Annotated in this window: 10 protein-coding genes; 4 read left to right on the top strand and 6 right to left on the bottom strand. The window is 74.7% G+C overall.

Annotation, left to right across the window (positions count from 1 at the left end):
- Positions 1–20: 20 nt before the first annotated feature.
- The 6 genes from C229_RS32895 to C229_RS0114355 are packed head-to-tail and all read right to left on the bottom strand — an operon-like array spanning position 21 to position 8,039.
- Positions 21–1,304, bottom strand: a complete 1,284-nt coding sequence (locus C229_RS32895; protein ID WP_018655777.1) for an FHA domain-containing protein — start codon at positions 1,302–1,304, stop codon at positions 21–23.
- Positions 1,292–1,999 (bottom strand): 4Fe-4S single cluster domain-containing protein, encoded by a 708-nt coding sequence (locus tag C229_RS0114375; protein ID WP_018655776.1) that lies wholly within the window; start codon positions 1,997–1,999, stop codon positions 1,292–1,294. The genes C229_RS32895 and C229_RS0114375 overlap by 13 nt, the downstream gene beginning before the upstream one ends.
- Entirely contained in the window at positions 1,996–3,885 is a 1,890-nt protein-coding gene (locus C229_RS0114370; RefSeq protein WP_018655775.1) for an AAA family ATPase, read from the bottom strand. Before C229_RS0114370 ends, C229_RS0114375 begins: the two co-directional genes overlap by 4 nt.
- A gap of 30 nt (positions 3,886–3,915) precedes the next feature.
- On the bottom strand, positions 3,916–5,034 hold the full coding sequence (locus C229_RS0114365; protein WP_018655774.1) for a hypothetical protein: 1,119 nt from the start codon (positions 5,032–5,034) through the stop codon (positions 3,916–3,918).
- A complete protein-coding gene (locus C229_RS35365) occupies positions 5,031–7,631 on the bottom strand; it encodes a protein kinase domain-containing protein (RefSeq protein WP_018655773.1) in 2,601 nt (866 codons plus the stop codon). Before C229_RS35365 ends, C229_RS0114365 begins: the two co-directional genes overlap by 4 nt.
- A gap of 54 nt (positions 7,632–7,685) precedes the next feature.
- Entirely contained in the window at positions 7,686–8,039 is a 354-nt protein-coding gene (locus tag C229_RS0114355) for a DUF4282 domain-containing protein (protein WP_018655772.1), read from the bottom strand.
- Positions 8,040–8,768: 729 nt separating this feature from the next.
- On the opposite strand from C229_RS0114355, the gene C229_RS32890 reads away from it, so the two are divergent.
- Genes C229_RS32890 through C229_RS30570 form a run of 4 tightly spaced genes read left to right on the top strand, consistent with a single transcriptional unit; the run spans position 8,769 to position 12,495 of the window.
- Complete coding sequence (locus C229_RS32890; protein ID WP_018655771.1) at positions 8,769–9,845, top strand: hypothetical protein; 1,077 nt, start codon at positions 8,769–8,771, stop codon at positions 9,843–9,845.
- A 31-nt stretch (positions 9,846–9,876) separates the two neighbouring features.
- On the top strand, positions 9,877–10,584 hold the full coding sequence (gene cpaB / locus C229_RS30575; RefSeq protein ID WP_018655770.1) for a Flp pilus assembly protein CpaB: 708 nt from the start codon (positions 9,877–9,879) through the stop codon (positions 10,582–10,584).
- 4 nt (positions 10,585–10,588) lie between these two features.
- The gene (locus tag C229_RS0114340) at positions 10,589–12,127 is read left to right on the top strand and encodes a CpaE/TadZ family protein (RefSeq protein WP_018655769.1); all 1,539 of its coding nucleotides are present in this window, start codon (positions 10,589–10,591) and stop codon (positions 12,125–12,127) included.
- Positions 12,124–12,495 (top strand): TadE/TadG family type IV pilus assembly protein, encoded by a 372-nt coding sequence (locus tag C229_RS30570; RefSeq protein WP_018655768.1) that lies wholly within the window; start codon positions 12,124–12,126, stop codon positions 12,493–12,495. Before C229_RS0114340 ends, C229_RS30570 begins: the two co-directional genes overlap by 4 nt.
- Positions 12,496–12,497 lie beyond the last annotated feature (2 nt).

The following is a 12,497-nucleotide window of genomic DNA, read 5'->3' as shown; positions in this document are numbered from 1 at the left end:
GCCCCTTCGTCGTGCGCGGCCTAACTGAGCTGGACGGTGCCGGTGACGTCGGCGGCCAGCCGGAGTTGGTCGCCGTTGTGCAGCGGGGACTCCACGCCGCGCGGCAGCCGTTCGCCGTTGACGAAGGTGCCGTTGGTGGAGCCCTCGTCGCGGACCCAGGCGGTGCCGGACGGGTCGAGCCAGACCGTCGAGTGGCGGCGGGACACGTTGTCGTACTGGGTGAAGGTGTTCGCGACCGGGGACTGCCCGGCGTCGCGGCCGAGCACCAGGTGCTGGCCGACCGAGACCTTCAGCTCACCGCCGGGGAACTGGACGCGCAGCACCGGCGTGCCGGACTTGCCCGGCAGCGGACGCAGGCACGAATCGCACTGGGCCGCGCTCGGGTTGCTCAGCACCGCCTCGCAGTACGGGCACATGAACGCCGTGCTGTCGGGCGTGCCGCGTCCCTGCTGGTGCTCGGGCGGCAGCAGCGTGGCCTCGCGGCCGTGCTGCGGCGGCATGGCGCGCTGGTCGTGGTGCGGCGCCTGCTGCTGGTTCTGCTGGGGCGCGCCCCACGGGTCCTGCGGCTGGCCGTGCTGGGGCTGGTGCGGCTGCCCGTGCTGCGGCTGCCCGTGCTGGGACGGCTGGCCGTGCTGGGACGGCTGGCCGTGCTGCGGCGGCGGGGCGCCCCACGGGTCCTGCTGCTGGGGCGGCTGCTCGTAGGGGGACGGGGGCTGCTGCCCGTGCCGTCCCTGCTGCTGCGGCGGCGCGCCCCACTGGTCCTGCGCGGGCTGCTGCTGTTGCGGCGCGCCCCACGGGTCCTGCTGGGGCGGGGACTGCCGCTGCGAGGACTGCTGCGGCGCGCCCCAGGGGTCTTGCTGCTGGTTCTGCTGCTGCGGCGGTGCGCCCCACTGATCCTGCTGGGGCGGCGGCGCCTGCTGCTGGGGGGCGCCCCACGGGTCCTGCTGCTGCTGTTGCGGCGCGCCCCACTGGTCCTGGGACGGCGCCTGCTGCTGCGGCGGCGGCGGCGCTCCCCAGGGGTCCTGCTGCTGCCCGTGCTGCGGCTGCTGCTGCGGCGGCGCGCCGTACGGCTGCTGACCGCCCTGCTGGCCACCCTGCTGACCGCCGTAGGGCTGCTGCCCGTACGGCGACGGCGGGCCGCCCTGCTGCTGCGGACGGCCGTGCTGGGGCGGGCCCTGCTCGGGGCCGCCCGGCCGCCGTCCGGCGCCGCCGCCCGCGCGCGCCAGGTTGGCGCCGCAGCTCAGGCACAGGACGTCACCCGGCTGGAACGGTTCGTCACAGACGGGACAGTTCAAGGTCGCCATGACACATCCCCCGCACGCACCCCGGCGCGATCGAGCGTCTCCGAGAGGTGCTCCATGTCACCCCTCCGCGGGATACCGATGTAGTACACCCGCCTTCCTTCCGGCCCCTCGTCCACGGACACCTGCATTCGGGGCCCCGCTTCCTGCGTGTCGTTCCCGGCCGCCGGCCCGTAGCGCTCCGCCCCGAGCGGGGAGAGCGGCACGACCCGCTGGTTGGCCGACCCCCTCCAGAGTAGGGAACCCCGGCCGGTGTGTCCGCCCGCCGGGTTCAGCCGGTCGACGTACGGCCCCGCGATCACGGCGTCGCACGCCTCCAGGATCTCCCGCGACTCGGCCGAGCGCGAGAGACGACTGTAGACATATCCGCTGTAGACCAGAATGTCCAACGGCATCGTCTCACGCGGGCGGCCGTCCCGCCATGCGCGGATGCCGCGCACGAGCGCCAGCAGCGCCGTCGGCTGCTGGAACGGCTCACCCCCCGAGATCGTCACGCCGTGCAGCGGTTCCGGCAGCGACGCGAGCCACCCCAGCACCGCCTCCACCGGCACCTCCTTGGCCGGATCGGCGTCCCAGGTGTCCCGGGAGAGGCAGCCGTGGCAGTGCAGCGTGCAGCCCTGCGTCCAGATCCCGGCGCGGACGCCCGGACCGAGCGCGGTGACGGGGAAGTGCGCCTTGGCGAGCAGTAGGCCGGTCACGCCAGGTCCACGTGGACGATCCCGCCCTCCCGGCGCAGCGCGGTCACGGTGATCCGCTCGTCCGGGGCGAGGTCGCGGTCGAACAGCGCGCGGGCGAGCGGGTTCACGAAGTGCGACTCCAGCGCCATCCCGATGCCGCGCCCGCCCTTGGCCAGCTCGGACGTGCACCAGGACCGCAGCGTCGACATCGCGTCGCCCCGGACGGTCAGCACCAGCCGGTGCTCGTCGGCGACCCGGCGGCAGATGTTCGCGAACTGGAGGTCGAAGATGCGGTCGGCGGCCTCGGCGCCGATGAAGTCGAACACGACGATGTTGTCACCGAACCGGTTGAGCAGCTCGGGCCGGTTCAGCACGGTCGTGAAGTGGTCCGCGACGGCGCCCTTGATCCGCGCCTCGACGTCCTCGTAGGCCATGCCGGGGTGGATGTTCTGCACCCGGCCGCCGTCGGCGCCCGGCAGCGCGGGGACGAACATGCCGAGGTTGGAGGTGAAGATCAGGATGGACTCGGAGAAGTGCACGGTGTTGCCGCGCCCGTCGGTGAGCCGCCCGTCCTCCAGGATCTGGAGGAACTTGTCGAGGATGCGGGGATGGCCCTTCTCGATCTCGTCGAAGAGGATCACCCGGAACGGGTCCTCGCGGACGGCGTTGGTCAGCTCGCCGCCCGCCTCGTGCCCGACGTAGCCGGGCGGCGCGCCGATGAGCCGGTCGCCCGACCCCTCGCCGGAGAACTCCGACATGTCGAACCGCAGGTAGGCGGACTCGTCGCCGAAGACGAGCTGGGTGATCGCCTTGGCCAGCTCGGTCTTGCCGGTGCCGGTCGGCCCCGCGAAGAACAGCACGCCGCGCGGGCGGCTGCCCGACCGCGTCGCCTGCGCGCCGGACAGCCCGAGCACGGCGCGCTTGAGGATGTCGAGCGTCTTGGTGACGGCCTGCGGCTGCCCGATGACCCGCTCGGGGACGCGCTTCTCGCCCTCCAGCACGCGGCGGCGCAGATGCCCCCGGCTCCACGGGTTGTCGAGCACGCCGAGCTTGTAGGTGCGGACGGCGTCGGGCAGGTCGGCCAGGTCGACGCCGCGCTCCTTGGCCAGCCGGGTGACCTCGATCATCGCCTGGAGCGTCAGCCCGTCGGCCTGCTCGGCGAACGCGTCGCACGCCGCGGCGGCGGCCGGGTCGGACTCGGCGTCGGTGACGCCGAACGCGCGGGCCAGCAGCCGCGCCGTCTCCTGCCGGTCGCCCAGATGCGGCCGGGGGATCGTGATCTCCCGGATGGTCTCGTTGTCCTTGGTGAGCCACGGCGGCAGGTCGCCGGGCCGCTCCACCAGCCACAGCACCGGGTTGTACAGCGGCTTGGGGCGCGGGCCGTCCACCCGGACGGGCAGCGCGGAGCGCGACAGCTTCGCGCAGAACCGGAAGAAGTCGCGCTCGGCGGGCTCCATCTCGGTCGGCGTGCGGGCGATCCGCGACGCCGAGTCGATGACGATCGCCGCCCGCACCTTCTCCGCCGGCCGCGCCACCGCCGCGAGATGCTTGGTCAGCCCCTCCAGCGACGGCTTCTCGTTCTTCTTCAGCTTGCCCAGCAGGCTCTCGGCGGCTTGTTGCGCCGCGTCGCCGATCTCGTCGCCCGCCTCGGGCAGCACCTGCACGCCGTCCACCGGGTCGTACACGATCATGCAGGAGAACCCGCTGGTGCGCAGCGACTCCCAGAGCAGGTCGCGCAGCGGCAGCAGCCGCGCGGTGCCGCCCACGCCGTCGGCCGGGGCGAGGAAGCTGTCGTGCAGGTTGCCCGACAGGACGTACTGCGAGTGCACCGACAGCGTCGCGTCGAGTTCCCGCACGAACGGAGGCCACCCCGTGAGGCGTCCGCTCAGCGTCGGTGAGTCAGCCATGCCCGGTCCCGTCCACTGCGTCGCCCCCGTCTAGAGTTCGCGTTCCCGGCCGCGCTCACGCCGCGCGGCCCGCCCCCCAGTCTGCCGGTCCTGCGCCGATACCGGCAGTTCCTGCACCCCGGGGTCGAGCCGCCAGGTCACGTCCGAGCGGACGCCCGCGGCGGCGAGACGCTCCCTGGCCTGCTCGAACGCCGTGCACCACTCCTGCTCGCGCTCGGCGTCGAGGCGGCGGTCGTCCTCGCTCTCGGCGGGACGGTCGCGCACCATCGCGGCGCGGACGCGGCCCGCGTCCTCCACGCGCATCTTCACGCTGTGGTCGGGCCAGTCGCCGCGCGTCAGCAGCAGCGAGCCGTCGTCGGCGGTCACGGTCTCGAAACCGCTCCGGACGTCGTATCCGAGGTCTTCGAAGGCCGTGGTGACAGTGTCCAGGACGTAGCGGCGCTCAGCCTCGGCCTGTTCGGCGGCGTCGGCCTCGGCGGCGCGGCGGCGCTCGGCGGCGCGGCGGTCGCGGGTGCGGGCGTTGGCGTCCTGCACGCGCAGCCGCACCTCGGTCAGCGCGGTCTCGGCGTCGGCGGGGGCGGCGGCGTTCGCGAGCAGCCCGGCCGCCTGGGCGACGGCGCGGCGGTCGGCGTCGGACGCGTCGGGCAGCAGCCGGGTCAGCACGCGTTCCAGCGCGGCGACCTCCAGCGCGGGCGGCGGGGCCGGGGTGCCGCCGAGGTCGGCGCCGAGGCTCGCGGGCGGCGCGAAGATCCGTGCACCGACCTGTTCGGCCAGGTGCTCGGCCAGGCGGCGTTCGGCGTCGTCCAGGGCGCGGTCGGCCTCGGCGCACCAGGCCGTCAGCTCCGCCGCCGACTCGTCCGACGGCCGGAGCGGCGGGGGGATCGCGACGTCCGCGCCGATGTCGTCGCGGGTCTTGGCGAGCCCCTCGGCGCGGGCGTTGCGGGCCACGACCTCGCGGAGCGCGCGCTCGTGCGTCTCGGCCTCGGCCAGCGCCTCCGCGCGCGCCTCGGCGCGGCCCTCGGCCAGCGCCGCGAGCGCGTCGGCGGCGCGCCCGGCGGCGCCCGCGCCCCGGCCGAGGACGCGGTTCATCCCCAGGCTGAGGACGACCGCCGCGTCCAGCACGATGTCGGCCTCGACGCCGCTGCTCATCGGGTTCCTCCGTTCGTCGCCGCACGTTCCTCGTCCGCGTGCGCCTGCCGCCACCGGTGCAGCCGCACGCCCGCGCCGACCGCGTGCGCCACCGGGACGGCGACGAGCGCGAACAGCCACAGCAGGCCCGCGACCGGTGTCACCGCCGACAGCAGCAGGAACACGATCAGCAGCGGGACGACGCCCAGCAACAGCAGCATCCCGCAGCCGCGCCGTCCCGTCCGCCGCGCGGCGCCCGACACCGTCTGCGACGCCTTGGACAGCCCGCGTCCACCGGCGCCGAGCAGCCTGGACAGCCACGACCACGGGCCGAACGGCAGGTAGGCGGCGCCCTGGGCGCGCGCGACCAGGACCTCGGCGCCGCACTGCACCGCCCACGCCAGCACCGAGAACACGGCCAGCGTCGCGAACGGGATGCCCGCGCTGCGCTGGAAGCCGCCGACCGCGCTGGTGCCGGACGGCTCGCCGCCGCCGGACAGTCCCGCGACGAGCGCGCTGACGGCCAGCCACAGCGCCAGGATCGGCAGCGACCAGGCGACCGCGCGGCCGACGGCGGCGCCGCGTCCGGCGAGCCGGGCGCGTTCGCGGTCGTCCCAGCGTTCGCGCAGCCCGGCGGCCTGCCGCTGCGCGGCGTGCCGTTCGCGGGCCCGCGCCTCCACCTCCAGCACCGCTTCGGGCGCGGCCCGGACGACGGCGAGCTGCCGCAACGGATCGTCACCCGCCCCGTCGGCGACCCAGTCGAACCACGGCACGGACTCGCGCACGGACGCACGGGCGCGTCCGGTGGCGGCGGCCAGGTCGGCGCGGGTGGCGCCGGGCTGCGCCGCCAGCGCGAGCAGCGTGAGCAGCACGACCGGCGGATCATCGGCCGGAACACGACCGTGCCCCGCACGGCCCCCGCCGCCCGCGAAGGACGACGGCACGTCGCCACCGCGCCCGCCGTGCGGCCGCCCGGCGTGCGTCGCCGGGGTGCCCTCGTGTGCGGCGCCCGTGTCGTGGGGCCGCCCGGTGTGTGTTGCTGGGACGCCGCCGGTGTCGTGCGGCCGTCCGGTGTGCGGTGCCGGGGCGGCGCCCGTGGCGTGGGCCCGTCCGGCGGGTGTGGTGCCCGCGTCGGGGAGGCGTCCGGACAGGGACGCCGGGACGGCGTCGTGGGTGCGCAGCCAGCGGGCGAGGTCGTTCCATGCCGTGACGTGGGCAGACCACTGTCGCTGGACCGACACCAGATCGTGGCCGTCGCGGAAGCCCGCCAGGACGGGCAGCAGCTCCCGCTCCCAGAGTTCGCGGCCCAGCAGGCAGGCCGTGCGGTGGTCGGGATGGGCGGGATCGGCGGCCAGCGCGGCCAGGGCGGGCAGGTCGCCGGAGCGGACGGCGCGGCCGAGGTAGTGCGGCGGCAGCTCCGGGTCGAGCCAGCGGACGAGGTGCAGCAGCTTGACGTCCGGCGCGAGATCGGCCGTGAGGTAGCGGTCGGTCAGCTCGATGCTGCCGTCGTCGGGCAGCGCCGCGAGCCAGCCGCGCAGCGCCCGCCACGCCTCCCCGGCCTCGCCCCGCCCGAAGAAGTACACGGCGGCGCGGTCCCACTGCGCGACCAGCGCGCGCGCCAGCTCGCGGCGGTCGTCGTACCGGGCGCCGTCGAAGGGGACGCCGGGACCGGACGGCGTCGCGGCGGCCGGTTCGGCGGCGACGGCGGGGTTCTCGCCCGCGAGCCAGCCGGCGACCTGCTCGCCGGTCCAGCGGGCGCGGGGATCGCGGGTGAGCAGGCCGCGCACGAGCAGCCGCAGCCGGGGATCGGTCACCTCGTCGGCGGGCACGCCCCGGGTTGCGAGATGGTCGACGACGGCCGTCTCGCTGAGCCCCGCGAACGGGGGCCGCCCCGTCGCCAGCTCCCGCGCGATCATGCCGAGCGACCACCAGTCGCGCGCCGGGCTGACCTGCCCGGACAGGCTCTCGGGCGCGGCGTAGGCGAGCGTCCGCGACGACGACGCGAACACGACGCTCTGCTCCAGCACCCGGCTCAGCCCGAAGTCGGCGATGACGACGCGGACCGGATCGGCGCCGGTGACCAGCACGTTCTCCGGCTTGAGGTCGCGGTGCACGATGCCCGCGCGGTGCAGCGCGGCGAGACCGTCCGCGAGCTGCCCGACGACGGCCGCGACGGCGTCCGGCGCGAGCGGGCCGTCCATCAGCGACCGCAGGTTGCCGCCGGGCGCGTACGCCGACACCTCGAAGTCGCGGCCGTCGGCGGTGCCGGTCTCCAGGATGCGCAGCACGTGCGCCGACTCCAGCTCGGGCAGCTTCGCCCACACGTCGCGGTCGGCGTGGTAGCCGCGCCGGAACAGCTTGACGACGAACTCGCCGCCCCGCTCGTCGCGCACCAGCAGCAGATCGGACTCGGCGCCCTGCACCGGCAGCTCGGCCACCAGCCGGTACCGCCCGGCCAGCTCCCCGGGCAGCCGCAGCAGCGCCTCGCCCGGCGCGGACGGCCCGTCCCGCCGGGTGTCGGCGGGCCCGCGCGGCCCCGGCACACCGCCCTCGCGCCGGGTGGCCCCGGCGTCCCGGCGCGTCCCGCCCGCCGGCGCGTCACCCTCGAACTCGGCCACCCTGCACGCCCCGTCCCGTCCCGCCGCGAACGCCGCCGAGCCTAACGCCCACCGTCAGATCTTGTCCTTGATGACCCGCAGGTACTCGACGCCCTTGAACCGCACGATCACGGCCTCCATGAGGATTCGCACCATGATCAGCTCGAACAGCCAGACGACGGGCGAGGTCAGCACGAGGATGACGCCCCACGCCCAGAAGTCGTCCCATGTCGCGATCCACACGCCGAACCCGAACACCACCAGGCACTGCACGGTGATCAGCACGAGCGCGAGGACGTACCAGACCTTGATCAGCTTCGGCGTCACGAGGTGGTCGAAGTTCGCGTCCAGCAGCGCTCCGACGAGCCCCTTCTGCGTACGCGGCGGCGGCTCCCAGCCGGGTTGCGGGGCCGGTGGCCGCCCACCCACCGGATGACCGCCGGTGCCGCTGGGCCCCGGAGGCGGCCCCTGGCGCGGCGGTCCCTGCTCGTTCGCGGGCGGGGACCGGCGCGGTGGCGGGGGGCCGTAGTGTCCGCCCGGGTCACCGGTGCCCGGTCGACGTCCCTGTTCCGGAGACTGATGCATCGCCACTCCCTGTGCGCGCCCACGCTCGATCCGCCTTTGACCTTAGAGCTTTCGGCCCGGTTTCGCGGAGAACGCCGGAGACCCAGGTCAAGGGTGGAGCGATCCCGGTCGGGGGTTGCGGGCGGCCGTTACCGGAACGGGGAGGGCGCGGACGTCAAGGGCCCAGGGGCCCTTCTCATGTCCGACAGCGGCCAGTGAGGATTCACCGGCCAATATTCGGTACCGAATCGAAGTCGACGCGAACTCATCCGCGCCGTCGGGCGTCAACATGTTCGGGAACCCCTTCGGGTTTCGCGCGGTCGGTCGGCCGGTCGCCCCGCCAATTGCGTTACAGGAGAGAAAACACCCAGGTCACCGCCGATGTCGATTGTGCGATGTTTCCGTGGGTAGCTGATTCCGTGCAGTCCTGGCACCTTCGGTAATCCCATTCGGAGGGCAGATCGCGGCATTTGTCGGTATGTTGACCTCACATGATCGAGACTGTTAGCGTCAGCGCCCGGAATGGCGGTTGAGGCCACTTCACAGGCGCGTTCGGGACGGGCTCCCCCAGCCGTCCCAGAAGGAGGTGTGCCCGTGACGACCGTGATGCTTCTCGGCGAGTTCCCCGCGACGGGGCTCCTCGGCGCGACGACGGCGACGCGTGCCCCCGCCGCGGCCGGATCCGGACCCGCGGCCGACTTCATCGAAACGGTCGCGAGCGCGCTCGGCCGCCGCGGCGCGGTCGTCGTCGTCCGCCCCGCCTGGCCGGACGGGTCCGGCGACCGCCTCGTCCGGCTGGCCCGCGCCGCGCTGCTCACCGACCGCATCGCCGACCTTCCGCTCGACCTCCCGCCGCTCGCGCTGTCGCTCGTCGCCGACCAGCTCGCCTTCCTGGCGCCCTACACGCGGCCCGGCCTCCTGGCCGGGGCGGCGCACCGGCTCGCGGCGACGGTCGTGCCGGGCGCGTGGCTCTCCAGCGTCGCCGGACTGGGCCACATCCACACCGGCCTCAGCGCCCACCTGGCGTCCTACCTGCCGGGGACGGGCTTCTCCGTGCTGGCCGGACGGCAGGCGGGCGTCCACCGCGTGACGTCCGCCGCCCCCGTGCAGCGGATCGAGCACCGGCCCCGCGACCCCGTGCTCGTCCTGTCCGGCGCGGCCAACGGTGACACCGCCTGGGTGCGTGAGCACCTGGGCCCCGCCCTCGGCGCCGCCCGGATCACCGACGTCGATCCGGCGCCCGGCGGCGCGGCCTACTGGGGGACGAAGAAGTTCGCGGAGTTCGTCGCGTTCAGCGGGCACCCCGACGACATGACCCTCATCCTGCGCGACCTGCCGGACGGCACGTGCCGCTGGTGCGGCGAGGCGCTCACGCTCCCCGCCTGCCCGTTCTGCGAGATGGACGCCCGCCACGCCGTCGCGACCGTCGCGACGCCGCCGTCGCCCGCCCCCGAACCTCCGTCCGCTTCCGATCCTCCCGCCGCGCCGCCGCGCAGGCCGTCCGCGCAGGAGGAGATGGAGACCGCCGTCACCGTCCGCGACGGCGGCGCCCGCCGCCGGTCCCCGGACGGCCCGCCGCCCGCGCGCGACCCCGATCCACGCCCCGCCGCCGACGGAGACGAGGCCGGCCGCACCGGCACGGTCGCGTTCGGCCCGGTACGCGGCACCTAGCTCCCCGACCGCAAGGACAGAGTGAGGACTCATGAACCCCCGCCAGCGACGCGGCGCCCTGCTGATGATCCTCGCCGCGCTCGGCTCGATCGTCGTGTTCGTCAGCGTCATCGGGTACGTCGGCTCGGTCCGCGCCGAGGTCGGCGTGAAGACCGACGTACTGCGGTTCAAACAACCCGTCGCGGCGTTCACCCAGGTGACGGAGGCGAACGTCGAGCGCGTCCGGGTGCCGCGCCGCTGGTCGCCCGACACGATGATCAGCAACCTGGCCGAGCTGGAGGGCAAGGTCGCCGCGGCCGACATCCCGGCCGGGGCCTATCTCCAGCGCGGCATGGTCGTCCCGGGCCCGGCGCTGGCCCCCGGCCAGCGTGAGATCGCCATCATGATCGACGCGGAGACCGGCGTGGCCGGCAAGGTCCACAAGGGGATGCTGGTGGACATCTACGCCACCTACCAGAAGCAGGTCGGGCAGTCCCAGCAGTCCTGCGCGGCGCGGATCGTCAAGGGCGCGCGCGTCATCCAGATCGGCGACATGACGAAGGTCCCCAACGCCAGGAACACGAACCTGAGCGAGTCCGTCGTCCCGATGACGTTCGCGCTCAGCGCAGCCGACAGCCTGAAGCTCACCCGTGAGGAGAGCTTCGCGAGCAAGATCAGGCTGGCGCTGATCGGCGGCACCGGCCGGGCGGCGGACGGCGTCAAGCTTCCGCCGGTGTGCGAAACCGTTCCGGCGAGGTGACGCGATGAGCATCAGGGTCCTGCTCGGCACGGACGACGACGACCTGGCGAACCGCCTCACCGGGCTGTTCCGGGAGATCGCCGACATCGAGGTCTTCGCCGTCGAGAAACGCTCCGACCACGTCGCGGGGACGGTGGCGGTCACGCCCGACCTCGACGTCGTGCTCGTCCACCAGGGCCTCGGCCCGCTTCCGGCGCTGGACCTCGTCCGCGACCTGGTGGGGCGGCACCCGGAGCTCGCTGTCGTGATCGTCGCGGTGGACGCGGGCGCGGAGCTGTACGCGGCGGCGATGGCCGTCGGCGCGCGTGGCGTCGTCAGCGCCGACCCGACGCTGGCGGAACTCCAGGCGGGGGTCCGGCAGGCCGCGGAGTGGTCGCGGACGATGCGGCGGCACCTGACGCCGTCGCCGGACGCGCCGCCGGTGGGCGGGGCGGGCCGTCTGGTCACGCTGTTCGGCGCCAAGGGCGGCACGGGCACCACGACGCTCGCGGTGCACCTCGCGCTGGCCGCGACGGACGCGGGCCGCAGCGTGTGCCTGGTCGACCTCGACCTGCAGAGCGGCGACATGGCCGGATATCTGGACGTCCAGCACCGGCACAGCATCGCCGACCTCGCCCAGACCGCGGACCTGGACGGCGCGGTCGTCGCCGAGGCGCTCTTCGTCCACCGGCTCGGGCCGCACCTGCTGCTGTCGCCCGATCGCGGCGAGGACGCCGAGGAGATCTCGGCCCGCGCGACGCGCCGCATCCTGACCCTCGTCCGGGCCCGCTACGACCTAGTGATCGTGGACGCGGGCGCGCACGTCGGCGACGCCAACGCGATCGCGGTCGAGCTGGCCGACGACGTCGTGGTGACCGCGACGCCGGACGTCCCGGCGCTGCGGGCGGCTCGCCGTCTCACCCGGTTGTGGGAGCGGCTCGCGATCCGGCGCGAGGACGAGGTCTCGGTCGTCCTCACCCGCCAGGACCGCCGCAACGAGATCCAGCCCGACCTGGCCCGCAAGATGGTCGCCTCGCCGGTGCGCGAGGTGCAGATCCCGGCCGCGTTCCGCGCCCTGGAGGAGGCCGCGAACACCGGTGCGCCGCGCGCGGTGAAGAACGCCGACTTCCGCAAGGCGGTGGGCAGGCTGGCGCGGGACCTGGGCGCGCTCGAACCGTCCCGCGACGCCGAGCCGGGCGGCGGCGACCGGGGCGCGACCGCGATCCAGTTCGCGGCGATCTTCCCGCTCGTCCTGCTGGTCGGCCTGCTGGTGTGGCAGGTGGTGCTGGTCGGGACGGCGTCGATGTACGCCTCGCACGCGGCGAACGAGGCGGCGCGGGCGGCGGCCGTCGTCGGCTACACGACGCCGCAGAGCCGCGCGGAGGTCCGGGGCCGGGCGGTGAAACGCATCGAACCGCCGTGGAGTGATTCCGACCGGCTGCGCGTGGACGTGCGCGGCGAGTACGCGGTGGTCGCGGTGGACATCCCGGCGCCGATCGCGGGCTGGCGGGTCTGGCAGATCACCGCGAAGGCGCGGATCGTGGACGAGGGGGCGGCACGGTGAGGGGCGTCCGCGAGGACCGGGGCGCGGCGGCGATCGAGTTCGCCGCGATCCTGCCGACCGCGCTGCTGGTCATCCTCGTCTGCTACCAGGCGTACGTGGCGTCGACGACGGTCGAGCGGGTCGAGAACGCCGCGCGCTCGGGCGCGCGGGTGGCGTCGCAGCGCTACGACCCGGCCCTGTGCCGCCCGTACGCCGAGCGCGCGCTGCCGAAGGAGTGGCTGACCGCCTACCGGGTGGAGGGCGGGGCCACGACGGTGGGCGGCGACGCGGCCGTGAGCTGCCGGGTCGAGGCGAAGCTGCCGCTGCTGTTCAAGGGCTTGCCCGTCGACTTCACGGTGCGGCGCACCGTCACGATGGCGTTGGGGTGAGG

Origin of the sequence: Actinomadura flavalba DSM 45200 (assembly GCF_000374305.1) — a bacterium.
GTDB lineage: Bacteria > Actinomycetota > Actinomycetes > Streptosporangiales > Streptosporangiaceae > Spirillospora > Spirillospora flavalba.
Note: the sequence above shows the minus strand (reverse complement) of the source record. Positions and strands in the feature narration are given on the sequence as shown.

What these genes read in the sequence shown, in the direction of transcription:
- C229_RS32895 (WP_018655777.1), bottom strand. Translation starts at nt 1,304, where the DNA reads ATGGCGACCTTGAACTGTCCCGTCTGTGACGAACCGTTCCAGCCGGGT.
- cpaB (WP_018655770.1), top strand. Translation starts at nt 9,877, where the DNA reads ATGAACCCCCGCCAGCGACGCGGCGCCCTGCTGATGATCCTCGCCGCG.
- C229_RS0114340 (WP_018655769.1), top strand. Translation starts at nt 10,589, where the DNA reads ATGAGCATCAGGGTCCTGCTCGGCACGGACGACGACGACCTGGCGAAC.
- C229_RS0114370 (WP_018655775.1), bottom strand. Translation starts at nt 3,885, where the DNA reads ATGGCTGACTCACCGACGCTGAGCGGACGCCTCACGGGGTGGCCTCCG.
- C229_RS0114365 (WP_018655774.1), bottom strand. Translation starts at nt 5,034, where the DNA reads ATGAGCAGCGGCGTCGAGGCCGACATCGTGCTGGACGCGGCGGTCGTC.